This window comes from Tsukamurella sp. USMM236 (assembly GCF_037148755.1).
Taxonomy (GTDB): Bacteria; Actinomycetota; Actinomycetes; order Mycobacteriales; family Mycobacteriaceae; genus Tsukamurella.
Map to the genome: position 1 here is coordinate 455,125 of NZ_JBBCSS010000003.1, position 24,241 is coordinate 479,365.

The window sequence follows — 24,241 nt, forward strand, 5'->3', positions numbered from 1 at the left end:
GGCGGACCGTCAGGCGCCGTGGAAGGCGCGGTAGACGGCGGAGCCGTAGAACTTCCCGATCCCCTCGGAGTCGCCGCGCCACTGCGTCCCGGCGTCGTCGGGGCGGCCGGCGAGCATGGACCGGACGGCGGCCTCGCACGCCGAGACGAACAGCTCCATGAGCATGGGCAGCTTCTCGTCGAGGTCCTGCATGTCCCACCAGCGGATGAGGGCGGGCCGGATCCACTCCTCGGCCTGCTTCGCCAGGGTCGCGCGGGCGCCGCGGACGCGGTGCACGACTTCGGGGTCGGTGACGCCGGAGAACAGCAGCTGCCAGGTGTCGGCGCGCTCGTTGACCGCGGCCAGCAGGCCGCGCATGCCGATGATGAACGCCGTCTCCGGGTCCTCGCCGTGCGCGTTGTGCAGCGAGGTGAGGACGTAGGTCATCATCGTCTCGGTCTCGCGGTCGAGCAGCTCGGTGATGAGCGCGACGCGGTCCGGGAAGCACGAGTAGATGACGGGGCGCGTGACCTGCAGACGGTCGGCGACGGTGCCGATGGTCACGGCGGCCAGCCCGTCGCGCGCGGCGATCTCCAGCGCGGCGTCGAGGACCTGGGGGCGGCGGCGCTCGGGCCCGAGGTGTTCGGCGCGCCGGCGTCCGCGGTTGGCGGTGGTGGGCATTCCGCACAGTTTACCGATCACAGGGCACCGCGCGTTCACGCGACGTTCACCCGCCGGTCCGCGCCTGCCCGTAGCCTTCGGCGCGTGATGGATCTCGACCTGCCCGTGGGCATCGACTTGAGCGCGGTCAGCGGCCGCGAGGCGCTGCAGAAGATCGTCGACCTGCGGGCGACCGAGGGCTTCTCCGTGAACGACGACGATGACGACGATCCGGTGCTGCTCACCCCCGAGCGGCACGTCGTCGACACCTGGCGCGAGGGCTACCCGTACTCGGAGCGGCTCGCCCGGTCCGAGTACGAGCGGGACAAGCGCCTGCTGCAGATCGAGCTGCTCAAGCTGCAGCGTTGGGTCAAGGACACCGGGCAGCGGCTGGTCATCGTGTTCGAGGGCCGCGACGCCGCCGGCAAGGGCGGCACCATCAAGCGCTTCATGGAGCACCTCAACCCCCGTGGCGCGCGCGTGGTGGCGCTGGTCAAGCCCACCGAGCGCGAGGCCGGCGAGTGGTACTTCCAGCGCTACATCGACCACTTCCCGACCAAGGGCGAGATCGTCCTGTTCGACCGCTCCTGGTACAACCGCGGCGGCGTCGAGCGGGTGATGGGCTTCTGCTCCGACGAGCAGCACGAGCGCTGGACCCATCAGGTCCCGCTGTTCGAGAAGATGCTGGTCGAGGACGGCATCGATGTCACCAAGTTCTGGTTCTCCGTGACCCAGCTCGAACAGCGCACCCGCTTCGCTATCCGCCAGATCGACCCCGTGCGGCAGTGGAAGCTCTCGCCGATGGACCTCGCCTCGCTGGACAAGTGGGACGGCTACACCGCGGCGAAGGAGGAGATGTTCACCGCGACGGACACCGACTACGCGCCGTGGACCGTGGTGAAGAGCAACGACAAGAAGCGCGCCCGCCTCAACGCCATGCGCTACATCCTCGACAAGTTCGACTACGACAACAAGGACATGGACGTCCTGGCCGCCGGCCCGGACCCGCTCATCGTCGGGCGCGGTCGCGACCTGATCAGCGACTGACGGTGACCCGAGTCGACCGGGGCCGACGGCACCGTCGAGTACCGTTGTCGCCGTGCGTTCTCTGACGGCCTTCCTCCTCGTTCTCGTGGCGATCGCGGCCACGTTCGTGGCGGTCCCCGCGGCGTGGGCGAAGAACACGGTGCTCGACCGCGCCGAGTTCATGAAGCTCATGGAGCCGCTGGGTCGCGACAGCGCCGTGCAGGACGCGATGGCGCAGGAGATCGCCCAGCAGGTGCAGCGGCTGCTCACCGAGCAGGGCGACGCCCGGCCGCCGCTCGACGCGATCACGCCCTACGTCTCGACCTACGTGCACGGCCCGCAGTTCCCGGGCGCCTTCACCGAGGCCGTGGGCCAGGTGCACACCTGGCTGCTGGTGCGGCCCACCGCCGAGCAGCGGCTGCGCGGCGCGACCACCGCGGAGATCGACCTCGCGCCGATGATCCGCGACGTCGCGGCCGCGAACAACGTGAAGGTGACCGTGCCGGAGCGGGTCACCATCGACCTGTCCGGGACCGGCGCCAACCGGGACCTGTTCCGGGCCGGACGGTACGCGTCCGTCGCCGACACCATCCGGTCGGCGGCGTGGATCGCGCCCCTGGCCGCGCTCGCCGCGGCCCTGCTCGCGCTGCTGGCCGCGCATCGCCGCGGCTTCATGATGTTCTACCTGGGGCTCGGCGTCGCCGTCGCCGCGGGCGTGACCTGGATGCTGTGCGTGGCGGCACCGTCGTACGTGTCGAGCCGCAGCGGGACCGGCGGGCTCAGCCCCGTGGTGGACGCCGCGCTCGCGCAGGTGACGAAGAGCCTGACGCCGTGGATCGCGACCGAGGCCGCGGTCGGCGGTGCGCTGGCCCTGCTGGGGCTGATCTTCGGCGGGCTGGGCGCCGTGGCCGCGCGGCGGGCGGAACGGCGCGCCTGGTGACGTCGACGGCGCGGCCCACCGTCGCGACGCTCACCTACAAGGACGGCACCACCAATCCCGTCCGGATCTTCCGCGGCCCCGATCCCACGGCGCCCGTGCTGATGATCTGGCCCGGCGTGAACGTGCCCGCCGGCTACTTCGACGACTTCGGACGCGGGCTCATCGACGCCGGGTTCAACGCCGTCGTCGCCGAGCTGCGCGGACAGGGCGATTCGCGGCCCCGCGGCGCCGGGGGAAAGCACGGCTTCCAGGACGTGGTGGTCGAGGACTACCCGGCCGTCTCCGCGCTGGCCCGGCAGAAGTTCCCCGGCGCGCCGCGGATCCTGCTGGGACACAGCCTCGGCGGGCTGATGGGCGCCATGTACGCGGCGCGGGCCCGCCGGAATCTCGCCGGGGTGATCCTGATCGCCTGCGGCACGGGGTATTACAAGCTCGACGGGCTGTCGGGGACCGCGCGCCGCATCGGGACGTCCGTCGCCGCGCGCGCCGCCGCCCGACGGGGCCACTGGTCCGGCCCGGACGGGCTCGGCGAGGTGCCCGCCGGGATCGTGGCCGATTTCGATCACCTGGTGCAGACCGGCGACTTCAACGTCGCCGGCGCGGATGTGGACTACGAGGCGCGTCTGGCGGGGACGAGGACGCCCGTGCTCACCGTGGCGATCGCCGGCGACGAGCTCGTCTCGGATCGGCAGTCGCGGTTCGTGGGGGAGAAGTTCCCGTCGTCGGTGCACCGGCGGATCGCGGATCCGCTGGGGCACAACCAGTGGATCCTCTCGCCCGGTGCGGTGATCCCCGCGCTGTCGGGGTGGATCGCGCAGTCCGTGCCGCGCGGCTGAGGGCCATCGGCTCCGAGTCCGCGGCGCCGGTGGGTAGTCCCGCACGGAAGTGATGCGCCCCGCGCATCCCCTGTGAATGTGCTGGTCAGCGCTGTATCTCGACGATCGGGCTATGCAAGAACTGCATAGCCTCGCGCGTGGACGTCGTTCGGGACGGAATCGGTGATCGTGCGAGGAAATCCGTGGTGGGTATGCAGTTTTCGCATAGCCCGATCGTCGAATTCTGCCTTCGACCAGGGCTTTCCAGGGTATGCGCGGGGCGCATCACTTCTCTGCGCGACTACACCCCACGCCTATGGCCCTACTCCGTGGCCTCGCCGGCCCACCGTCCGAGGTTGTGCGCCGGCCGGGTACCGCGGATCAGCCGGCGAGACCGGTGACCAGGACCGGGTTGTGCGCGGGCGCCAGCCATTTCAGCAGAGTGATCATGCCGTCGCGGCTGATCGCGACGCAGCCGAGCGTCGGCTTGCCGTCGGTGACGTGCAGGAACATCGCGCCGCCCTTGCCCGGGGTGTGGGTGGGGTTGTTGTCGAAGTGCACGGCGTAGTCGTAGACGGGGCCGATGTCGTAGAGGTTCTCGCTCTCGGGCCCGGGGCTGGCGGCCTGAACGACCATGCGGTCGTAGGTGGGGGAGTTGACGTTCCCGTCCCACCAGTGCTGATTCGTCACCTTCGTGTAGGGCAGGGTAGTGCCCGGGTTGTCCTGGCGGCCGAACGCGAGGTCGAGCTTGAAGACGCCGAACGGGGTGCGGGGCACGCCGTCCTTGCCCTCGCCGATGCCCTGCTGCCCGACCTTGCCGGGGACCGGCCCGTAGACCTTGGTCCAGCCCTGCGCGAGCAGTGCCCACGCCGAGACCTGGACGTCCGTCGAGGAGAACGACGGTGCCGCCACCGTGATGACCTCGCGGGCCGTCGGCGCGGCCGCGACGGCGGCGTCGAGCAGCGCCTTGTCGGCGTCCGCTGCGGCGGCGTGCGGGACCGTCAGCGACGTGGCGACCGCGGCGGCGGGCAGCGCAGCAAGTCCCACCAGCACCTGACGCCTCTTGAGCAACATGCGTCACAGTATGGCACGAGCTGGGGTTTCACGTGAAGCCGGCGAGTCCACTGCCGCATGGCGCGCTGCGATGGGGGCTCGTCTTCCGTACCTTCGGGGGCGTGAACACGACGAGGGACATCTGGTTGCTGGTGGCGCGGGCGAGCGTCGGGGTGATGTTCTTCCTCAGCGGATGGGGGAAGGTTGCGAACCCGAAGCGGTTCGCCGCGGACTTCGCCGCGTGGAGGATCCCCGAACCCGACCTCGCGTCGACCGTGACGGCGTGGGCGGAGCTGGTCCTCGGCGCCCTGCTGGTGCTCGGGCTGCTCACTCGGTTCGCGGCCGCGGGGCTGGCGGTCACGATGGTGGGCGCGATCTACTACTCGGTCTGGCCCGCGGCGACCGAGGCGTCCACCACGGTCACCGGATTCCTGAGCCGGTTCTTCTACAGCCCCGAGTGGCTGCTGCTCCTGGTGCTGCTGGCCCTCGCGGGCGCGGGCCCGGGCCGCTTCGCCCTCGACGAGCCGTTCGGCATCGAGGCCCGACTGCAACGCCGGTGACGGTCCGCCGGATCAGTCCGACGGGGCCGCGAACAGCAAGAGGTTCCCGTCCGCGTCGCGGACGGTGACGGTGTCGGAGCCCCACGGCTGCCGAGTCAGCGGCTCGGCGATCTCCGCGCCCCGCGCGGCGAACTCGTCCGCCAGCGCGGAGAGATCCGCCGCGGAGGCGAGGCCGAAGGTCGCCGCGAGCAGGTGCTCGCGGTCCCGGAGTTCCGGCGGGATCACCGGCTCGTCGACATGGCGGAGATTGAGCGCCAGCCCGTCCCGCGCCACCTGCGCGTAGAACGCGGGCTCGCCGTGCACGAACCGCGCCTCGAAGCCGAGGCGGTCGACGTAGTACGCGACCGCGGCGACGACGTCGGCGACGAACAGCTGCGGCTCGACGGAGCGGAGCGTCATCGCCCGGAATCCCGGAGGTGCTGCTCGACCCGCTCCAGCTTTGCCGTGAGCTGGCCGGTGTGCCCGGGCCGGATGTCGCACTTGACCACGAGGGAGACGCGCGGGGCGCTCTCGGCGAGGCGGTCGACGCACGCCTTGATCACGCCCATCACCTCGTCCCACTCGCCCTCGATGGTGGTGAACATCGAGGTCGTCTCGTTGGGTAGGCCGGACGCGCGGACGATGGCGACAGCTTCCGCGACGGCGGCGGCGACGCCACCGTCGGCACTCTGGTCCCCGCCCATCGAGCTGATCGAGAATGCTGCGAGCATCATTCGCCTCCCAGCTCGCGCCACAGGAATTCGTAGGCGAGGGCGGATTTGAAGGCGGCCTGCTTGTTGTCGGCCGCGCCGCCGTGGCCGCCCTCGATGTTCTCGTAGTAGTCCACCTCGATGCCGCGCTCCCGCAGCGCCGCCACGAACTTGCGGGCGTGGCCGGGGTGCACACGGTCGTCGCGGGTCGACGTGGTCACCAGGAGCGCGGGCAGATCGCCCGGGCCGTCCGGCAGGTTCTGGTACGGCGAGTACTCGCTGATGTACGCCCACTGCGCGGGATCGTCCGGATCGCCGTACTCCGCCATCCACGACGCGCCGGCGAGGAGCTGGTGGTAGCGCCGCATGTCGAGCAGCGGCACCTGGCAGACGATGGCGCCGAACAGCTCCGGGTACCGCGTGTACATCACGCCCATGAGCAGCCCGCCGTTCGAGCCGCCCTGCGCGCCCAACTGCTCGCGCGTCGTGATGCCGCGGGCCACGAGATCCTTCGCGACAGCGGCGAAATCCTCGTAGGCGCGCAGCCGGTGCTCCTTCAAAGCGGCCGTGTGCCAGTCGGGTCCGTACTCGCCGCCGCCGCGGATGTTCGCCAGCACGTAGACGCCGCCGCGCTCGATCCACGACGTCCCGGACACCGCCGTGTAGTCCGGGGTCAGCGAGACCTCGAAGCCGCCGTAGCCGTACAGCAGCGTCGGCTGCGGGCCCTCAGCCGGCTTGCGCACCACGAAGTAGGGGATCTGCGTGCCGTCGTCGCTGGCGGCGAAGAACTGCTCGGCCGTGACGCCCGTGGCGTCGTAGAACGCCGGCGCGGACTTCAGCGGCTCCACCGAGCCGCCGGCCGTCCCGTGCAGCAGCGTGGGCGGCAGGGTGAAACCGCTGGCGGTGGCGAAGATCTCGTCACCCTCGCGCGGATCGGTGTAGTACACGCCGATCTCGGCCAGCTCCGGGAAGCCGCGGGTCTCCCGCTTCTCCCACGTGCCGGGCTCGAGCGTGTGCAGCTCCGAGCGCACATCCCGCATCGTCGACAGCAGCAGGTACGACTTGGTCCACGAATACCCCGCGAGGGCCGTGTGCGCGTCGGGGGTGAAGACGGTGCTGTACTCGCGCGAGCCCGCCCGATAGGCCTCGAAGTCGAAGGCCACCAACGCACCCGGGGGCACCGTCCCGGTGGGCAGCTCCCACGCGGACTTCGGGCGCACCAGCAGCCGCGACTCGTGCACGTCCGCATCGGAATCCGTCGGCACGTCGATCCGCTCCAGCGCCAGCGTGTCCGGCGAGAGCAGGTAGATCTCGCTGTTGTAGAAGTCGATCGCGCGCGAGACGAAATGCCGCTCGTAGCCGGGGGTGTCGTCGTAACCCGCGCCGATCGAGACGTCCGAGTGATGGCCCTCGTAGACCAGGTCCGCGTGACCCAGCGGGGTGTCGCGGCGCCACCGCTTGACCAGCCGCGGGTACCCCGAATCCGTGAGCGAGCCGGGCCCGAAGTCGGTGCCCACGTAGACGGTGTCCTTGTCGATCCACGAGATCCGGCTCTTCGCCTCCGGGAGGGAGAAGCCACCGTCGACGAACTCGCGGCGCGAGATGGAGAACTCCCGCACCACCGTCGCGTCGGCGCCGCCGCGCGAGAGGGAGACGAGCGCGCGGTCGTACCGCGCACCGTCGGGCGACTCCGCGCGGAGGACGGCGGCCCCGCCCCAGACCCAGTTCTCGCCCTCGGCCTCGCGGAGGGCGTCGACGTCGATGACGACGTCCCACTCGGGGCTGTCGGTGCGGAAGGACTCGAGGGTGGTGCGGCGCCACAGGCCGTACGGGTGGTCGGCGTCGCGCCAGAAGTTCCACAGGTACTCACCGCGGCGCACCGGGTAGGGGATGCGCTGGTCGGTGTCGAGGATGGCGAGCACGCCCGCCTCGAGCTCGTCGAACCTCGGTCCGGTCAGGCGCGCGGTGCTCGCGGCGTTGCGTTCCCGGGCCCAATCCAGGGCAGTGGCGGATTCCACTTCTTCGAGCCATGCGTACTGGTCCATGGACTCCACACTAGGGCTAGGCTGAAAGCCGTGGCTGATCACTTTGACACTGTTGTACTCGGCGCCGGCCCAGGAGGCTACGTCGCCGCTATTCGCGCCGCCCAACTCGGGCAGAAGGTCGCGGTCATCGAGGAGAAGTACTGGGGCGGTGTGTGCCTGAACGTGGGCTGCATCCCGTCGAAGGCGCTCCTGAAGAACGCCGAGCTGGCGCACACCTTCACGCACAAGGCGCAGCTGTTCGGCATCTCCGGTGACGTCTCGTTCGACTTCGGGGCGGCGTTCGACCGCAGCCGCAAGGTGTCGGAGGGGATCGTCAAGGGCGTTCACTTCCTGATGAAGAAGAACAAGATCACCGAGATCAACGGCTACGGCACCTTCGTCGACGCCAAGACCATCCAGGTCGGCGACCAGACGGTGACGGGCGACAACATCATCATCGACACCGGTTCGACGGTGCGCCTCCTTCCGGGCGTCACGCTGTCGGACAACGTGGTCACCTACGAGGAGCAGATCCTCACCCGCGACCTGCCCGAGTCGATCGCCATCGTCGGCGCCGGCGCCATCGGCATGGAGTTCGCGTACGTCCTCAAGAACTACGGCGTGGACGTCACCATCATCGAGTTCCTGGACCGCGCGCTGCCCAACGAGGACGCGGACGTCTCCAAGGAGATCGCCAAGCAGTACAAGAAGCTGGGCGTGAACATCCTGACCTCCACCAAGGTCGAGTCGGTCGACGACCAGGGCTCGCAGGTCGTCGTGAAGTACACCGGCCCGAAGGGCGCCGGGGAGATCACGGTCTCGAAGGTGCTCACGTCGATCGGCTTCGCGCCGCGCGTCGAGGGCTTCGGCCTGGAGAAGACGGGCGTCGCCCTCACCGAGCGCGGCGCCATCGCCATCGACGACTTCATGCGGACCAACGTGCCCGGCGTGTACGCCATCGGCGACGTCACCGCGAAGCTGCAGTTGGCGCACGTCGCCGAGGCGCAGGGCGTCGTGGCCGCCGAGACCATCGCCGGTGCGGAGACGCAGGCGCTCGGTGACTACCGCATGATGCCGCGCGCCACCTTCTGCCAGCCGCAGGTCGCCTCGTTCGGCCTCACCGAGCAGCAGGCCAAGGACGAGGGCTACGACGTCAAGACCGCGACCTTCCCGTACTCGGCGAACGGCAAGGCCCAGGGCCTCGGCGAGCCCGTCGGCTTCGTCAAGCTGGTCTCCGACGCCAAGTACGGCGAGCTGCTCGGCGGCCACCTCATCGGCCCCGACGTCTCCGAGCTGCTGCCCGAGCTGACCCTCGCGCAGAAGTGGGACCTCACGGTCAACGAGCTCGCCCGCAACGTCCACACGCACCCGACGCTGTCGGAGGCGCTGCAGGAGTCGATCCACGGCCTCGCGGGGCACATGATCAACCTCTAGGCATCGCGCTTCCCGGCGGCCCGGCACCGATCCACGGTGCCGGGCCGCCGTGCGCTTCCAGCCGAGTTGGACACTCGTGCCGGACCCTGGCAGGGTCGGGACCGCGGCGTGGCGTTGCCACGGCGCCGGGTCGAGAAGGGGCATCGGTCACCGTCGGGGACGTCCGCGCCGTGAGGCACGCAGTGGAACGCACTGCCCGGACGGAAGGAATAGATGACCCACGCAGCGACGCTCACCGACCACTACCCGACGCGCGTCGACCGGAGCGAGATCCACGACCGACCCGACCCCGTCGTCTGGCCCGGACGGTCCGGGCCCTGGCCCGACGGTGCCGTCGACGACTTCGCCGCACACGGCTTCCGCAGCGTGGAGGGCGTGCTCGACGCCGGCGACATCCGCGACGTGCGCGCCGAGATCGATGCGGTGACGACCAGGCTCGGCTCCGACGAGCGGGTGATCCGGGAGACCTCCGACGGCAGCGTGCGGTCGGTCTTCGCGGTGCACGAGCTGAGCGAGAGGATCGCGTCGATCATCGCGCGCGAGGAGATCGCCGGCGTCGCCCGGCAGCTGCTCGGCGACGACGTCTACGTGCACCAGAGCCGCGTCAACCTCAAGCCCGGCTTCGCCGGCGGACCCTTCTACTGGCACAGCGACTTCGAGACCTGGCACGCCGAGGACGGCATGCCCACGCCGCGGGCGGTGAGCGTCTCGCTGGCGCTCACGCCGAACACCCCGTTCAACGGCTCGCTGATGATCATGCCCGGCTCGCACCGCAGGTTCGTCTCCTGCGTGGGGCGCACGCCCGGCGAGTACCACCGCGAGTCGCTCAAGTCCTATCGGCCGCCGTTCGGCACGCCGGAGGAGCGCGACATCGCCGCGATGGCCGACGAGTACGGGATCGAGCAGGTCACCGGCGGCGCGGGCAGCGCGCTGTACTTCGACTGCAACTGCCTGCACGCGTCCGCGGGGAACATCTCGCCGTACCCGCGGTCGAACCTGTTCGTCGTGTTCAACGCGGTGTCGAACGGGCTGGGTGAGCCGTTCGCCGCCGACGCCCATCGACCGGATTACCTGGCGGCGCGCGAGTAGCTCACGAATTCGAGTTCTGCGGCGTCACGTGTGCTCCTGAGCACCTGTGGTGCCGCAGAACTCGACATCGTGAGCGGTCAGTGCGGGTGGCCGACGACGTTGACGACGGTGCCGTCGGGGGCGCGGACGAAGAACCGGCGCGGGCCCCACTCCTCGCTGGTGAGCGGGTGGACGATCTCGTAGCCGGAGCGCTGCGCTTCGGCGTAGGCCGCCTCGACGTCGTCGGTCATCACGGACAGGTCCGAGTCGATCTCCGCGGTCCGGTCGCCGGTCACGAGCTGCACGCTGGCGCCGTGGTCGGGGGAGGAGAAGCGGGCGACCCAGCCGAGGTTGAACTCCTCGTCGCCGAGGCCGAGGAAGTCCGCGTAGAAGCCGCGGGCGGCGGCGATGTCGTCGACGGCGATGTTCGGGATCACCTTGTGCACCCGCATGATCAGGCCTTCTCGGGCTGGATGCCGAGGACGTCGATGGCGGTCGCGAGGCCGTCGTAGTTGGTGGCGAGCATGACGATCTCCACCAGCTTGCGTTCGTCGTAGAACGCGGCGAGGCGGGCCCAGGCCTCGTCGGTGACCGCCTTGTCCTCGACCAGCTCGGTGACCACGTCGAGCAGCGCGGCGCTGCGCTCGTCCCAGCCCGAGCCGTCGAAGATGCGCTCGAACTGCGTGTCCGTCAGGCCGGCCTGCGCGCCGATGCGGCGGTGGTGGCCAAGCTCGTAGGCGTTCTCCCGCAGGAAGGCGACGCGGACGATGACCGTCTCCGACTCCGAGCGCTTGAGCGCACCGAAGGGCATGAGCATTCCGGAGTAGCCGAGCCAGCCGACGAACAGCCGCTTGGTGCGGCCGAGGGTGGAGAACAGGTGCATGTCGTCGGCGCGGATCGCCTTCGCACCGATCTTGGCGATGGCGTAGTTGATGGGGCCGAGCTGGCGGAGTCCGCCGGGAGTCACGCGGGGTGTCATGACTCGACGCTACCGCCTGCGGAGCGCCGCCGGGAGAGAGATATGAACGAAGTTCACTTCCGGGCCGGGGCTGGGAGGGCGGAGCTAGCGGACGAGGGAGGGGGGAGTTGGTGGAGCGGTCGGCGGGGATGTCGAGGACACGTCCTCAACGGACGAGGTACGGCGAGATGGTGGAGCGGTGCTCGTCGATGTCGAGGGCCTTGCCGATGGCGGGGAAGGCGCGCTGGGGGCAGCCGGCGCGCTCGCAGACGCGGCAGCCGGCGCCGATGGGGGTGGCGTTGGCGTCGGAGAGGTCGAGTCCGCGGGCGTAGACCAGGCGGTGCGCGTGCCGCAGCTCGCAGCCGATGCCGATCGCGAATGTCTTGCCGGGCTGGCCGTACCGCGCCGCCCGCCGCTCGACGGTGCGCGCGACCCACAGGTAGTTGCGGCCGTCGGGCATCTCGACGATCTGCGTGATGATCTTGCCCGGCCACGCGAAGGTCTCGTAGACGTTCCACAGCGGGCAGGTGCCGCCGGAGGCGGAGAAGTGGAAACCGGTGGAGCTCTGCCGCTTGCTCATGTTGCCCGCGCGGTCGACGCGGACGAAGGACAGCGGCACGCCGCGCAGGTTGGGCCGCTGCAGCGTCGACATGCGGTGCGCGATGGTCTCGTAGCTCACCGAGAAGAACGCCGACAGGCGCTCGATGTCGTACTCGAACTCCTCCGCGGCACCGTGGAACTGCGTGTACGGCAGCACGACGGCCGCGGCGTAGTAGTTCGCGAGACCCAGCCGGGCGAGGGCGCGGGCCTCGTCGGAGCCGAAGCCGGCACCGTCGACCAGGGCGTCGATCTCCCGGCCGCACTCCAGGTAGGCGAGCTCGGCCGCCATCTTGAAGACCTGCTGCCCGCTCGAGAGGTGGCGGTTGATCTCGAGCACGCGGGTGCGGGGGTCGTAGCGGTGCAGCACCGTCTCCCCGAGGTCGACGCGGCGCCGGATCGACACGTTGTGCACGGCCTCGAGTCGGGTGACGATCTCGGTGCGCACGTCGGCGTTGTGCATGCGCATCCGCGCGGTGAGCTCCTCGGCGGCGACGTCGAGCTCATGGAAGTAGTTCTGCCGCTGGTAGAAGAAGTCCCGCACCTCCTCGTGCGGATTCGGGATGCTTCCGCGGGCCCCCGGATCGTTGCGGCCGTCCGTCACCTGGGCCAACTGATCGGCGGCGCCGAGGTAGCGGCGGTGCAGGGCGACCATCGCGCGGGCGAAGCCGGGGTGGTCGCGCGCGAGCTCGGACAGCTCGTCGGTGCTGGTGGGCGCGTCGACATCCATCGTGACCTCGCGCAGCTCCGCGATCAGCCGCGTCTGGTCCTGGGAGTTGAAGAAGGAGGTGTCGACGCCGAAGACGTCGGTGATCTTCAGCAGCACCGGGACGCTGAGCGGCCGCACGTCGTGCTCGATCTGGTTCAGGTACGACGGCGAGATCTCCAGCGCCTCCGCGAGGGACGCCTGCGACAGCCCGCGCTCCTTGCGCAGGCCGCGGAGTCGTGCCCCCACGAAGGTCTTGGACATGCGGCGAAGTTTAGTCGCGGAGCCGCAGCTACCGACGGGTTACGAGCGTTCGGGCGGAGCTTTGCAGTGAGGTGTGTCACAACGATGGACCGGCGACGAGCGGTGCGCGGCGGCGGACCGTCGGGAATGGGGTCGAGAGGCCCGGCGCCTCGCGCCGACAAACTCCCAGTACGGGCGTACTTTTTTCGCCGACGCCCGCCGCGGACCTTCGCAGGATTAGCAGGATCGGTGTGATTTCATGGCTTGCTTTGGCATCGCCGACCGCCTTGGCCTGCGGCTTTAGGTGTGGCACAGTAGGCGAAGGCGCAACGCCGGGACAGCGAATCGGGTTAGCGATAGCCCTCGCTCAGCCTCCCGGTGGCCGATCAGATCCACATCGACGCAGAGAAGAACGGGGAGCCAATGAGCACCGTCGGACAGCCGCGGACCGCCGCCGAGATCCAGCAGGATTGGGACACCAACCCGCGTTGGAAGGGCATCACGCGCGAGTACACCGCCGAGCAGGTCGCCGAGCTGCAGGGCAGCGTCGTCGAGGAGAACACCCTCGCTCGCCGCGGCGCGGAGATCCTGTGGGACGGCGTCACCAAGGGTGACGGCTCCTACATCAACGCCCTGGGTGCCCTCACCGGCAACATGGCCGTGCAGCAGGTGCGCGCCGGCCTCAAGGCGATCTACCTCTCCGGCTGGCAGGTCGCCGGTGACGCGAACCTCTCGGGCCACACCTACCCCGACCAGTCGCTGTACCCGGCCAACTCGGTGCCGGCTGTCGTGCGTCGCATCAACAACGCCATGCTCCGCGCCGACGAGATCGCCCGCGTCGAGGGTGACAAGTCCGTCGACAACTGGGTCGTGCCGATCGTGGCCGACGGCGAGGCCGGCTTCGGTGGCGCCCTGAACGTCTACGAGCTGCAGAAGGCCATGATCGCAGCGGGTGCCGCCGGTACCCACTGGGAGGATCAGCTCGCCTCGGAGAAGAAGTGCGGCCACCTCGGTGGCAAGGTGCTCATCCCCACCCAGCAGCACATCCGCACCCTGACCTCGGCCCGCCTGGCCGCCGACGTGGCGAACACCCCCACCGTCGTCATCGCGCGCACCGACGCCGAGGCCGCCACCCTGATCACCTCGGACGTCGACGATCGCGACAAGCCGTTCGTGACCGGTGAGCGCACCGCCGAGGGCTTCTACAACATCAAGAACGGCATCGAGCCGTGCATCGCCCGCGCCAAGGCCTACGCGCCCTACGCGGACATGATCTGGATGGAGACCGGCGTTCCGGACCTCGAGGTCGCCAAGAAGTTCGCCGAGTCGGTCAAGGCCGAGTTCCCGGACCAGCTGCTGTCCTACAACTGCTCGCCGTCCTTCAACTGGAAGCAGGCGCTGGACGACGCGACCATCGCCAAGTTCCAGAAGGAGCTGGGCGCGATGGGCTTCACCTTCCAGTTCATCACGCTGGCCGGCTTCCACGCCCTCAACCACTCGATGTTCGACCTGGCCTACGGCTACGCCCGCGAGGGCATGACCGCCTACGTCGACCTGCAGGAGCGCGAGTTCGCGTCCGAGGCGCGTGGCTACACCGCCACCAAGCACCAGCGTGAGGTCGGCGCCGGCTACTTCGACCGCATCGCCACCACCGTCGACCCCAACACGTCCACCGCGGCGCTCAAGGGCTCGACCGAAGAGGGCCAGTTCCACTAGGAACTGGCAGGCCCGCCTCTCCGGGAATCTAGCCGATCGCAGGCGGTCCGTGACTTTCGTCGCGGGCCGCCTGTGGCGTATGTGGGTACGTTCTGGGCGTACCCCTGCAGAGTTACCTCCGTCTCACCTCTAGTCGTTGTTACGTTAGGAAGTTCTTATGAGCGAAGCAGTTTCGCGGGTCGGCGTCGTCGGCGCGGGCCAGATGGGCGGCGGCATCGCCGAGGTGTCCGCGCGCGCGGGCGCCGACGTGCTGGTCTGGGAGGCCACCGAGGAGCTCGCGGCCGGCGGCCGCGCCCGCATCCTCAAGTCGCTGGACCGCGCGGTGTCCAGCGGCAAGATCACCGAGCGTGAGCGCGACCAGGCCGCCGAGCGGCTGAAATTCACCACCGACCTCGCCGACTTCGCGGACCGCCAGCTGGTGGTCGAGGCGATCGTCGAGAACGAGGCCGTCAAGGCCGAGATCTTCGGCAAGCTCGACGCGGTCATCACCGACCCCGACGCCGTGCTCGCGTCCAACACCTCGTCGCTGCCGATCCAGCGCATCGCCACCGCCACGAAGAACCCCGGCCGCGTGCTGGGCCTGCACTTCTTCAACCCGGTGCCCGTGCTGCCGCTGGTCGAGGTGATCAGTTCGCTGTCGACGTCGGAGGCCGCGGCGGCGCGCGCCGAGCAGTTCGCGTCCGAGGTGCTGGGCAAGCAGGTCGTGCGCGCGACGGACCGCTCCGGCTTCATCGTCAACGCGCTGCTGGTGCCGTACCTGCTCTCGGCGATCCGCATGTACGAGTCGGGCTTCGCCACCGCCGAGGACATCGACAAGGGCATGATGCTCGGCTGCGCCCACCCGATGGGCCCGCTCAAGCTGGCCGACCTCGTCGGCCTGGACACGGTGAAGTTCATCGCCGACGCCATGTACGCCGAGTACAAGGAGCCCACCTACGCCGCGCCGCCGCTGCTGCTGCGCCTGGTGGAGGCCGGCTACGTCGGCAAGAAGTCGGGCCGCGGGATCTACGAGTACCCCGCGAAGTAGGTTCGCCCCGAGCGAAAACGTTGCTGAACCGGCAAGGGAACTTGCCGGTTCAGTCGTTTCCGGCGCACGGTGGAGCCATGAACGCAACGCAGATCCTGGACACCGTCATCGTCGGCGGCGGGGCCGCCGGCCTCACCGCCGCGCAGGTCCTCGGCCGGGCGCGACGGGCCGTCACCGTCGTCGACGCGGGCGCGCCCCGCAACGCCCCGGCCGAGCACATGCACGGCTACCTCGGCCACGACGGACTGAACCCCGCCGAGCTCCTCGCCATCGGCCGGCGCGAGGCGCAGGCCTACGGCGTGCGCATCCTCGCCGGCGCCGCGACCGGCGTGCGCCGGGACGGAGACTTGATCGAGGTCACCGTCGGCGACGAGGTGCTGCGCGCCCGCACCCTGCTGGTCGCCACCGGCCTCACCGACGTACTGCCCGACGTCCCCGGCGTCGCCGAGCGCTTCGGCCGCGATGCCATCCACTGCCCCTTCTGCCACGGCTACGAGGTGCGCGACCGGCCACTCGCCGTGCTCGGTGGCGACAACCCCGCCATGTCGGTGCACCAGGCGCTGCTCATCCCGCAGTGGTCCCGCGATCTGATCTTCTTCACCAACGGCCTGGAGATCGACGACGCCGACCGGGCGCGGATCGAGGCGCGCGGGACCCGCATCGTCGACGGTGCCGTGGCCGGCCTGGTCGTCGAGGACGACACCCTGCGCGCCGTCCGCCTCGCCGACGGAACCGAGATCCCGCGCGAGGCCGTCTTCGTCGGCCCGCGATTCGTGCCGCAGGACGACCTGCTCCTGCAGCTGGGCGCCGAGCGCGGCGCCGCCGGGCCCTTCCCGACGGTCCCCGTCGACCCGATGGGTGCGGTCGCCGGGCAGCCGGGCGTGTGGGCGGCCGGCAACGTCGTGAACCCGATGGCGCAGGTCATCGTCGCGGCCGGAGCGGGCTCCGTCGCCGCGACCGCGATCAGCGCACACCTGCTCGAGCGCGACATCGCAGCGGACCTCGCCCGGGTCGCGCCCGCGATCTGACCCGGCCCGGGAGGGCGGCGCGCTAGCGTGGCCGCATGACCAGCGCACTCGACCGGGTGGAGGCACTCCTCGACCCCGGCCGGCTCGGCCGCGAGCCCGACCGCAGCCACGGCTACCTCGACGTCCTCGGCCCCGACAGCGCGAAGCCGACGGGCCTGAGCAACGCGCTGATGCACAACCCGGCGCTGGCCGCGGTGTACGAGAAGGCGTGGCGGCCCGCCTTCACCCGGCTGTTCAGCCTCGGCGGCAGCGGCACGCTCAGCCGCACCGACGTGCTGCTCGAGGAGCTCACCGGCCGGGGCGAGCAGAAGGTCCTCGACGTCGCCTGCGGGCCCGGCCTCTACACGAAGCCGTTGGCCCGCAAGCTGCGCGGCGAGGGCGTCGTCGTCGGGCTCGACGTCTCCGAGGCCATGCTGCAGCGCGCGGTGCGCGACAACACCGACGACCGCGTCGCCTATGTGCGCGGCAGCGCCCTCGAGGTGCCCTTCCCGGACGACACGTTCGACACCGTGGTGTGCCTCGCCGCGCTCTACCTGATCCCGGCGCCGCGGCTCGCGGTCCGCGAGATCTGCCGCGTCGCCAAGCCGGGCGGCCGGGTGGCCCTGTTCACCTCGCTGCAGACGCCGCTCACGTCGGTCCTCGGCTCGTCGACCGCGGAACGCGTCTCCGGCTTCCGCTGGTTCGGCAAGGACGAGATCACCGGCTGGCTGCGGGACTACGGCCTCGTCGACGTGCAGCAGACCGTCAGCGGGCAGGGGCAGTTCGTCACGGCCCGCAAGCCGCAGTGACCCGGCGGGGCGGTCACGCCGGGGGATAGGCGGCGAGCAGCTCCGCGCGCAGCGGGTCCGTCGTGTGCGGCGCCCACAGCGCCTGGACGGGGACCTGCGGGGCGTCGTCGAGCTCGACGACGGTGACCCGGCCCCCGAACCGCGGTCCGGCGGGACCGGTGACGAAGGCCGCCGCGTGCGGCGAGGTCAGGACGGCCGTCGCGGGCGGCGTGCCCTGGACGCGGTTGACCAGCAGGTCCGGCTCGAAGCCCGCGCGCCGGCACTGCGCGACGAGGAAGTCCGTGTAGAACGACGCGTGCGGCGGCGCCCACACCACGATGGGCGCGCCGGCGAGATCCGCCAGCGCCAGCGATTCCCGGCCGGCCAGGTCGTGGTCGTGGTGCAGCGCGACCCGCATCCGGTGGTACGTGAGCGTGACCCCCGCCAGCCGGTCCGGGAGGGCGACACCCCGGCGCAGCACCAGGTCGACGGTGCCCGCCTCCAGCTCGTCGACCATCGCCGACGGGAACAGCTCCCGCACGGTGATCGACGGCGACTCCGGCCGATCGATGAGCGGTTCGAGCAGCTCGTAGGCCTCCTCGGCGGTCACCGCCGGACTCCGCCCCACGACGAACACCCGCGGGCGGTCCGCGCCCGCGGCCCGGGCCCGCGCCGCGAGAAGGCGGGCGCCGGACAGGACGGACGGCGCACCGTCGTACAGGGAGCGGGCGGCGGCGGTCGGGGCGAGGCGGCGCCCGGAGCGGGTGAACAGCGGCGTGCCGAGCTCCCGCTCGAGCTGGCGGAGCGCGGCGGAGAGGGCCTGCTGGCTCAGGTGCAGGCGTGCGGCCGCGGCGGCGAGGGAGGGCTCCTCCATCGCGGCGACGAACTGCTCCAGGCGGCGAAGATCGGGCGTGGTCACCCCACCAGCATTCCACAAGCAGTATTGGTGAATCCTTCGGAAAGATTCGATTGTTGCTTGTGTGTTTGCTGCGTACGTTGGGTATTGCAAAGGGTATCCCAACTCGACGAAGGAGAGACATCCATGACGAAGCTCGCAGGGAAGACCGCGGTCGTCGCCGGTGGCGGCAAGAACCTCGGCGGCCTGGTCAGCCGTCACCTGGCCGGCCTCGGTGCGAACGTGGTCGTGCACTACAACAGCCCGTCGTCGGAGGCGGAGGCCCGCGAGACCGCGGCCGCCGTCGAGGCCGCGGGCGGCAAGGCGCTGCTCTTCCAGGGCGACCTCACCGCGCCCGCGAAGGTCACCGAGCTGTTCGACGCGGCCGTCGCCGAGTTCGGCGGCGTCGACGTGGCCGTGAACACCGTCGGCAAGGTGCTGCGCAAGCCGATCCTCGAGACCAGCGAGGAGGAGTACGACTCCATGCTGGACATCAACGCGAAGGCCGCCTACTTCTTCATCAAGGAGGCGGGCCGCACGCTGAACGACGACGGCACGCTCATCACCATCGTCACCGCGCTGCTCGGCGCCTTCACCGACGGCTACTCCACGTACGCGGGCGGCAAGTCGCCGGTGGAGCACTTCAACCGCGCCGCGGCGAAGGAGTTCGGCGTCCGCGGGATCAGCGTCAACGCCATCGCGCCCGGCCCGATGGATACGCCCTTCTTCTACGGCCAGGAGACGCCGGAGCGCGTCGAGTTCCACAAGTCGCAGGGCATGGGCAACCGCCTGACGTTCATCGAGGACATCGCGCCGATCGTCGACTTCCTCTCGACCGACGGCCACTGGATCACCGGCCAGACGCTGTTCGCGAACGGCGGCTACACCACGCGCTGACAACGGCGCGCGCCGGCGGTCCGGCGGGCCTACGATGATCGACGTTTCGTGCGATCACGAATACGACGACGAGCAGGAGATCTTCTGTGACCGATGGACCGTCGGCGGTGCGCCGCCGCTTGACCCGGATGGCGGGGCGCGACCCCCACGAGGAGGGCCGGACGGCCACCACGCTGGAGCTGTTCTTCGACCTCACCTTCGTGGTGGTCTTCTCCCTCGCCGGGGTGCAGCTCGCCGACGCGATCGCGGAGGCGCACTACTTCACGGCCTTCCTGGGCTTCGGGTTCTGCGCCTTCGCCGCGATCTGGGCGTGGATCAACTTCACCTGGATGGCCTCGGCCTTCGACACCGACGACTGGCTCTTCCGCGCCGTCACCATGCTGCAGATGATCGGCGTCTGCATCATGGCCCTCGGCATCGAGCCCTTCTTCACCTCGGTGACCGCCGGCGACCGGCCGAACAACACGGTGCTCGTCATCGGCTACGTCGTGATGCGCGTGGCGCTGCTCGCGCAATGGGCCCGCGTGGCCGTCTCCTCGCCGCAGTACCGCTCCGCCGCGATCACCTACATCATCGCGATCACGATCGCCCAGATCGGCTGGCTGATCACGGCGTTCGCGCCGCTGACGCTGGGGCAGATCATCGCGGCCGGCCTGGTCCTGTACGTCGTGGAGCTCGGCGGGCCGTACATCGCGGAGCGGCGTCAGCGCACCCCGTGGAACCCGCACCACATCGCCGAGCGCTACGGCCTGCTCACCATCATCACCCTCGGCGAGGGCGTGGTCGGCACCGTCATCGCGCTGCAGGCGCTGCTCAAGGCGCAGGGCTGGAGCCTCGACATCGCCGTGCTCGGCGTCGCGGCGATGGTGCTCAACCTGTCGATCTGGTGGATCTACTTCTCGATCCCCGTCGGCCACGCGCTGGTCCGCAACACCAACAAGTGCTTCGCGTGGGGCTACGGGCACATCGCGATCTTCATGGCGATCGCCGCCTTCGGCGCCGGGCTGCACGTCGAGGCGCTGGGCATCTCCCACGAGGCGCACGTGAGCAACGTGGTGGTCGCGTCGGCGTTCGTCATCCCGCTGGCCGTCGCGGTGCTCGGGATCGAGATCATGGACGCCTACCTCACCGGGTTCGACGGCCACCGCGCCGTCACCGTCGGCATCACCCTGGCCCTGCTCGGCGCCGGCGTCGCGGCCGTCGCCGCGGGGGCCACGCCGCTGGCCGCGCTGGTGTGGAGCGCGATCGCCCTGCTGGTGCAGGTCGTCGTCGAGGAGCTGTGGTCCGGCAAGCGCCGGGCCGAGCGCCTCGCGTAGGCCCGACGGTGCCGGGGCGGTTTGGCCCCGGTGTCCGGGTGCGCCGGGCGCGCGCCATCGGTGACCAAGTCGCGTCGGTGAGCTATGCGCGCCGCGCATACCCCTATCGATGCAGTTCAGGGCAGTTTCCGGGGGGATGGGTATGCATCCGATGCATACCCGCCTAGGGCGCCTAGTGCGGCGATCCAGGCACCGCGGCGTCCGCGGACCCGGCAGGCGGAAGCTGCCGCACCGTCGTCTCCCGCGCCGCGCCGATCCGCGGCTCCGGCGTTCGAGCCCCCACGAGAAGCCGCGCTTCCAGTGGGGGAGCGGTGGTCCCCCGCGCGACGTCTGGTCCCCCGCTACGCGCTGTGGGGGAGCGGTCGTCCCCGCGCGACCTTTCCTCCCCCAGTCGACGCCGCCCGGCACCGTCGGACCGAGCGGCCCGGCACCGTCGGACCCGACGGGGCGGAGTGGTCAGGCCTTCTCGAGCCGCGCCTTCTCGTGCTCGACGTCGAAGTCGGCGGGCGGCCAGTCGAGGTTCAGGGCCTCCAGGGCCTCGATGAGCAGCTCGGTGATCGCGAGCCGGCTGAACCACTTCCGGTCGGCGGGGATGATGTGCCACGGCGCACCGTCGACGCTGGTGCGGTCGAGCATGGCCTGGTAGGCCTCCTGGTACTTCGGCCAGTAGCCGCGCTCGTCGATGTCGGCGGGGTTGTACTTCCAGTACTTGTCGGGGCGGTCCAGCCGCTCCGCGAGACGCTTCTTCTGCTCGTCGAGCGAGACGAACATCGCGCACTTGACGATCGTCGTGCCCGCGGCGATGAGGTCTTCCTCGAAGTCGTTGATGATCTCGTAGCGCGGCTCCCAGACGGCCGGCGGCACCAGGTCGTGCACGCGCACCACCAGCACGTCCTCGTAGTGCGAGCGGTCGAAGACGCCGATCTGGCCGCCCTTCGGGGTCTGCTTGTGGATGCGCCACAGGAAGTCGTGCGCGAGCTCCTCCTCGGTCGGCTTCCCGAACGACGCGGTCTTCACGCCCTGCGGGTCGACCATGCCGATCACGTGCCGGACGATGCCGCCCTTGCCGGCGGTGTCCATGCCCTGCAGCACCAGCAGGACCGAGCGGTGATCGCCCGCGCGGCCGTTGGCGTAGAGCAGCTCCTGGAGCTCCGAGAGCCGGGCCCCGCGCTCGGCGAGGAGCTGCTCGCCGAGGGCCTTGTCACCGTCGAATCCCGGCTTGCCGGAGGTGTCGATGTCCTGGACCGTGGACCCCGGCTGCCACCGCAGAGCTGCGGACGCGGAACCGGACCAACCGTTGTCGTTCGCCATGGAGTCACCCTATCCGGCGCGCGGCGCCGATCTTCGGGCAAGATCGACTCGTGACGGTGTCATCTCCCGCGGGAACCCCGCAGTCGTCCGGGACGAGTTCGACGTCCCGCATTCCGGCGAGTCCGTTCGGCGGCACGCCCGACGACCAGAAGAAGCGCGACCTGCGCAAGATGAAGGCGCTCGCCCTCTCCTTCCTCATCGGCGCGGCGATCGTCTACCTGTTCTGCGAGTACCTGGACACGAAGGGCGCGAACCTTCCCATCGCCGGCCCGTGGGTCGGGTACGTCAAGGCGGCGGCCGAGGCGGGCATGGTCGGCGGCCTGGCCGACTGGTTCGCCGTGACCGCGCTGTTCCGGCACCCCCTGGGCCTGCCGATCCCGCACACCGCGATCATCAAGCGCAAGAAGGACCAGCTCGGCGACGCTCTCGGCGGCTTCGTGGAGAGCAACTTCCTCACCCCCGAGGTGATCGCGGAGAAGGTCGGCTCGCTCGACCTGAGCGGCCGCGTGGCGAACTGGATGGCCGACCCGGACAACTCGCAGAAGCTGGGCGGCGAGGCGGCCAAGCTGGTCAAGGTGATGAGCGAGGTGCTGCGCGACGAGGACGTCGAGGCGGTGCTCAACTCGACGATCATCAAGCGGCTGGCGGAGCCCGAATGGGGCCCGCCCATCGGGCGTCTGGTGGAGACGCTGCTGCAGGAGCAGCGCCAGCTGCCGCTGATCAACCTGCTCGCCGAGCGCGCCCACCACTGGGCCCTGGGCAGCCAGGGCGTGATCGACAAGATCGTCGACACCGACGGTCCGCAGTGGTCGCCCAAGTTCGTCAACTCGCTGCTGGGGGAGCGGATCTACCGCGAGCTCGTCGAGTTCACGTGGAAGGTGCGCAGCGACCCGGACCACGAGGTGCGGCAGGCCATGAGCACCTTCCTGTGGGACTTCGCGTCGGACCTGCAGCACGATCCGCGCACCATCGCCAAGGTCGAGGACGTCAAGGCCGAGCTGATGGGCCGCGAGGAGGTGCGCACGGCGGCGCAGGCGGCGTGGCGGGCCGCGAAGCGGATGATCGAGGCCTCGGTCGAGGACCCCGATTCCACGCTGCGGGAGAAGTTCAGCGAGTCGGCGGCCCGGTTCGGCGTGCGGCTGCGCGACGACCAGGGGCTGCGCGACAAGGTCGACTTCTGGGTCGACCGGTCGGTGCGGCACCTCGTCGAGAACTATGCGAGCCAGATCACATCGATCATCACGGACACCGTCGCGCGCTGGGACGCCGACGAGGCCTCCGACAAGATCGAGCTCGCCGTGGGGCGTGACCTGCAGTTCATCCGGATCAACGGCACCGTCGTGGGCTCCATCGCGGGCCTGGTCATCTACTCGATCACCCAGATCTTCTTCTGATTGAAATCACCCTGCTAGCAAACTGCTTGCAAGAGCTAGCACTAGCTGTTAGCGTGGTGTCAGCCGCGCAGACGGGAGACCGGAAATGTCGAGCGACGAAGAGACCGTAGAGAATTCGGGATCTGACATCGGAGCGTTCATTCGGTCGCAACGTCTTGCGGCGGAGGTGTCCATCCGGCAGCTGGCCGAGCGGGCGGGGGTTTCCAACCCGTATCTCAGCCAGATCGAGCGGGGGCTCCGACGACCGTCGGCCGACGTGCTCGGGCAGATCGCCAAAGCGCTGCGGCTCTCGGCGGAGGTGCTCTACGTACAGGCCGGGATCCTCGAGGAGCGTCCGGAATCCCCGGTGCGCGACGCGTTGATCGCGGACACGACCATCACCGAGCGGCAGAAGCAGGCACTTCTCGAGATCTACGAGAGCTTCCGCCGCGAGAACGAGACTGCATTGAAGGAGATCACCCCATGACCGAGCAGACCCTGAAGACCCCGCTGTTCGCCACCATCGGCGCCGGCGATTACGCGTACGAGGCCGTGTCCGAGGTGATCGAGAAGCTGCGCGCCGCCGCGACCGACGCTTCGAAGGACTTCGACGCCCGCGTGGCCGAGGCCAAGGCCAAGTTCGAGGACGCCACCGGCACCGCCACCACCAAGCTGACCGAGGCCAAGGACGGCCTGCCCAAGGACGTCGACGAGCTGCGCGCCAAGTTCACCGCCGACGAGCTCCGCAAGGTCGCCGCCGCCTACATCCAGGTCGCCACCGACATCTACGACTCGCTCGCCGAGCGCGGCGAGACCGCCTTCGAGCGGATCAAGTCCGGCTCCGTGATCGAGGACGCCACCGAGCAGGCCACCAAGGCCTACAACTCGGCCGTCGAGCTGACCGAGTCCTCGCTGGGCCAGGTCGCCACCGCCACCAAGCAGGTCGGCGAGCGCGCCGCCAAGCTGGTCGGCCGCGCGGGCGACGAGGTCGAGGCCGCCGCCGACAAGGCCGAGGCCGCCGTCGAGGAGACCACCGCGAAGGCCGCCACCGCGGTCAAGAAGGCCGCCCCCAAGGCCGCCGCGAAGAAGACCGACGCGTAATCCGCGTCACTGAAAGCTCCACCCCGGGCGCCCCCCCCCGCGGGGGCCCCGGGCCCCC

The 24,241-nt window shown here is 70.1% G+C and carries 25 protein-coding genes; 15 read left to right on the plus strand and 10 right to left on the minus strand.

The window, feature by feature from the left end; translation table 11 throughout:
- Nucleotides 1-9 precede the first annotated feature (9 nt).
- Complete coding sequence (locus tag WFK95_RS13245) at nt 10-660, minus strand: TetR/AcrR family transcriptional regulator (RefSeq protein ID WP_224645213.1); 651 nt, start codon at nt 658-660, stop codon at nt 10-12.
- An 87-nt stretch (nt 661-747) separates the two neighbouring features.
- Between WFK95_RS13245 and ppk2 the strand changes: the two genes are divergently transcribed.
- From ppk2 to WFK95_RS13260, 3 genes are read left to right on the plus strand one after another with little or no spacing between them, the layout of a single operon-like run.
- Nucleotides 748-1,686, plus strand: coding sequence for a polyphosphate kinase 2 (gene ppk2, locus WFK95_RS13250; protein ID WP_224645384.1), 939 nt, complete (start codon nt 748-750; stop codon nt 1,684-1,686).
- Nucleotides 1,687-1,738: 52 nt separating this feature from the next.
- A complete protein-coding gene (locus WFK95_RS13255; RefSeq protein WP_336670994.1) occupies nt 1,739-2,605 on the plus strand; it encodes a hypothetical protein in 867 nt (288 codons plus the stop codon).
- Nucleotides 2,602-3,441 carry an alpha/beta fold hydrolase gene (locus WFK95_RS13260; RefSeq protein ID WP_336670995.1) on the plus strand — a complete coding sequence of 280 codons (840 nt, stop codon included), beginning with the start codon at nt 2,602-2,604 and terminating at the stop codon, nt 3,439-3,441. The genes WFK95_RS13255 and WFK95_RS13260 overlap by 4 nt, the downstream gene beginning before the upstream one ends.
- A gap of 360 nt (nt 3,442-3,801) precedes the next feature.
- Here the strand turns inward: WFK95_RS13260 and WFK95_RS13265 are convergent, their stop codons facing one another.
- Nucleotides 3,802-4,494: a L,D-transpeptidase family protein gene (locus tag WFK95_RS13265; protein WP_336670996.1), complete on the minus strand. Its 693-nt coding sequence runs from the start codon at nt 4,492-4,494 to the stop codon at nt 3,802-3,804.
- 101 nt (nt 4,495-4,595) lie between these two features.
- On the opposite strand from WFK95_RS13265, the gene WFK95_RS13270 reads away from it, so the two are divergent.
- Complete coding sequence (locus WFK95_RS13270; RefSeq protein WP_336670997.1) at nt 4,596-5,033, plus strand: DoxX family protein; 438 nt, start codon at nt 4,596-4,598, stop codon at nt 5,031-5,033.
- Between the two features lie 12 nt (nt 5,034-5,045).
- Here the strand turns inward: WFK95_RS13270 and WFK95_RS13275 are convergent, their stop codons facing one another.
- From WFK95_RS13275 to WFK95_RS13285, 3 genes are read right to left on the minus strand one after another with little or no spacing between them, the layout of a single operon-like run.
- On the minus strand, nt 5,046-5,432 hold the full coding sequence (locus tag WFK95_RS13275; protein WP_336670998.1) for a VOC family protein: 387 nt from the start codon (nt 5,430-5,432) through the stop codon (nt 5,046-5,048).
- A complete protein-coding gene (locus tag WFK95_RS13280; RefSeq protein ID WP_336670999.1) occupies nt 5,429-5,743 on the minus strand; it encodes a thiamine-binding protein in 315 nt (104 codons plus the stop codon). The genes WFK95_RS13275 and WFK95_RS13280 overlap by 4 nt, the downstream gene beginning before the upstream one ends.
- On the minus strand, nt 5,743-7,809 hold the full coding sequence (locus tag WFK95_RS13285) for a prolyl oligopeptidase family serine peptidase (protein WP_336671000.1): 2,067 nt from the start codon (nt 7,807-7,809) through the stop codon (nt 5,743-5,745). Before WFK95_RS13285 ends, WFK95_RS13280 begins: the two co-directional genes overlap by 1 nt.
- Here WFK95_RS13285 and lpdA point away from each other — a divergent pair.
- Together lpdA and thpD are read left to right on the plus strand one after the other, a co-directional pair.
- Nucleotides 7,798-9,180 (plus strand): dihydrolipoyl dehydrogenase, encoded by a 1,383-nt coding sequence (gene lpdA / locus WFK95_RS13290; RefSeq protein ID WP_336671001.1) that lies wholly within the window; start codon nt 7,798-7,800, stop codon nt 9,178-9,180. The genes WFK95_RS13285 and lpdA overlap by 12 nt on opposite strands.
- Before the next feature lie 213 nt (nt 9,181-9,393).
- Nucleotides 9,394-10,269: an ectoine hydroxylase gene (thpD, locus tag WFK95_RS13295; protein ID WP_336671002.1), complete on the plus strand. Its 876-nt coding sequence runs from the start codon at nt 9,394-9,396 to the stop codon at nt 10,267-10,269.
- Between the two features lie 77 nt (nt 10,270-10,346).
- On the opposite strand, the gene WFK95_RS13300 is transcribed toward thpD, so the two are convergent.
- The 3 genes from WFK95_RS13300 to ramB all read right to left on the minus strand — a co-directional run bounded on the left by WFK95_RS13300 (nt 10,347) and on the right by ramB (nt 12,773).
- The gene (locus WFK95_RS13300) at nt 10,347-10,700 is read right to left on the minus strand and encodes a VOC family protein (protein WP_336671003.1); all 354 of its coding nucleotides are present in this window, start codon (nt 10,698-10,700) and stop codon (nt 10,347-10,349) included.
- Nucleotides 10,701-10,702: 2 nt separating this feature from the next.
- Nucleotides 10,703-11,227 carry a carboxymuconolactone decarboxylase family protein gene (locus tag WFK95_RS13305; protein ID WP_336671004.1) on the minus strand — a complete coding sequence of 175 codons (525 nt, stop codon included), beginning with the start codon at nt 11,225-11,227 and terminating at the stop codon, nt 10,703-10,705.
- A 145-nt stretch (nt 11,228-11,372) separates the two neighbouring features.
- The gene (gene ramB, locus WFK95_RS13310) at nt 11,373-12,773 is read right to left on the minus strand and encodes an acetate metabolism transcriptional regulator RamB (protein WP_336671005.1); all 1,401 of its coding nucleotides are present in this window, start codon (nt 12,771-12,773) and stop codon (nt 11,373-11,375) included.
- A gap of 402 nt (nt 12,774-13,175) precedes the next feature.
- Between ramB and aceA the strand changes: the two genes are divergently transcribed.
- The 4 genes from aceA (at nt 13,176) to WFK95_RS13330 (ending at nt 17,311) form a co-directional block, all read left to right on the plus strand.
- Nucleotides 13,176-14,468 carry an isocitrate lyase gene (gene aceA / locus WFK95_RS13315; protein ID WP_224651744.1) on the plus strand — a complete coding sequence of 431 codons (1,293 nt, stop codon included), beginning with the start codon at nt 13,176-13,178 and terminating at the stop codon, nt 14,466-14,468.
- Nucleotides 14,469-14,625: 157 nt separating this feature from the next.
- A complete protein-coding gene (locus tag WFK95_RS13320; protein ID WP_224651746.1) occupies nt 14,626-15,495 on the plus strand; it encodes a 3-hydroxybutyryl-CoA dehydrogenase in 870 nt (289 codons plus the stop codon).
- A gap of 77 nt (nt 15,496-15,572) precedes the next feature.
- Complete coding sequence (locus tag WFK95_RS13325) at nt 15,573-16,523, plus strand: NAD(P)/FAD-dependent oxidoreductase (protein ID WP_336671006.1); 951 nt, start codon at nt 15,573-15,575, stop codon at nt 16,521-16,523.
- A 35-nt stretch (nt 16,524-16,558) separates the two neighbouring features.
- Nucleotides 16,559-17,311: a class I SAM-dependent methyltransferase gene (locus WFK95_RS13330; protein WP_336671007.1), complete on the plus strand. Its 753-nt coding sequence runs from the start codon at nt 16,559-16,561 to the stop codon at nt 17,309-17,311.
- A 13-nt stretch (nt 17,312-17,324) separates the two neighbouring features.
- On the opposite strand, the gene WFK95_RS13335 is transcribed toward WFK95_RS13330, so the two are convergent.
- On the minus strand, nt 17,325-18,209 hold the full coding sequence (locus tag WFK95_RS13335) for a LysR family transcriptional regulator (RefSeq protein ID WP_336671008.1): 885 nt from the start codon (nt 18,207-18,209) through the stop codon (nt 17,325-17,327).
- A gap of 123 nt (nt 18,210-18,332) precedes the next feature.
- Between WFK95_RS13335 and WFK95_RS13340 the strand changes: the two genes are divergently transcribed.
- Together WFK95_RS13340 and WFK95_RS13345 are read left to right on the plus strand one after the other, a co-directional pair.
- The gene (locus tag WFK95_RS13340) at nt 18,333-19,082 is read left to right on the plus strand and encodes an SDR family oxidoreductase (RefSeq protein WP_068626462.1); all 750 of its coding nucleotides are present in this window, start codon (nt 18,333-18,335) and stop codon (nt 19,080-19,082) included.
- 86 nt (nt 19,083-19,168) lie between these two features.
- Nucleotides 19,169-20,398 carry a low temperature requirement protein A gene (locus WFK95_RS13345; RefSeq protein WP_224651754.1) on the plus strand — a complete coding sequence of 410 codons (1,230 nt, stop codon included), beginning with the start codon at nt 19,169-19,171 and terminating at the stop codon, nt 20,396-20,398.
- A 456-nt stretch (nt 20,399-20,854) separates the two neighbouring features.
- Here WFK95_RS13345 and WFK95_RS13350 read toward each other — a convergent pair whose 3' ends face one another.
- Nucleotides 20,855-21,709, minus strand: a complete 855-nt coding sequence (locus WFK95_RS13350) for a polyphosphate kinase 2 family protein (protein ID WP_336671009.1) — start codon at nt 21,707-21,709, stop codon at nt 20,855-20,857.
- A 170-nt stretch (nt 21,710-21,879) separates the two neighbouring features.
- On the opposite strand from WFK95_RS13350, the gene WFK95_RS13355 reads away from it, so the two are divergent.
- From WFK95_RS13355 to WFK95_RS13365, 3 genes are all read left to right on the plus strand, one after another.
- Nucleotides 21,880-23,103: a DUF445 domain-containing protein gene (locus tag WFK95_RS13355; RefSeq protein WP_336671064.1), complete on the plus strand. Its 1,224-nt coding sequence runs from the start codon at nt 21,880-21,882 to the stop codon at nt 23,101-23,103.
- Between the two features lie 85 nt (nt 23,104-23,188).
- Nucleotides 23,189-23,569 carry a helix-turn-helix domain-containing protein gene (locus WFK95_RS13360; RefSeq protein WP_224651758.1) on the plus strand — a complete coding sequence of 127 codons (381 nt, stop codon included), beginning with the start codon at nt 23,189-23,191 and terminating at the stop codon, nt 23,567-23,569.
- Nucleotides 23,566-24,183, plus strand: a complete 618-nt coding sequence (locus WFK95_RS13365; RefSeq protein ID WP_224651760.1) for a heparin-binding hemagglutinin — start codon at nt 23,566-23,568, stop codon at nt 24,181-24,183. Before WFK95_RS13360 ends, WFK95_RS13365 begins: the two co-directional genes overlap by 4 nt.
- Nucleotides 24,184-24,241 lie beyond the last annotated feature (58 nt).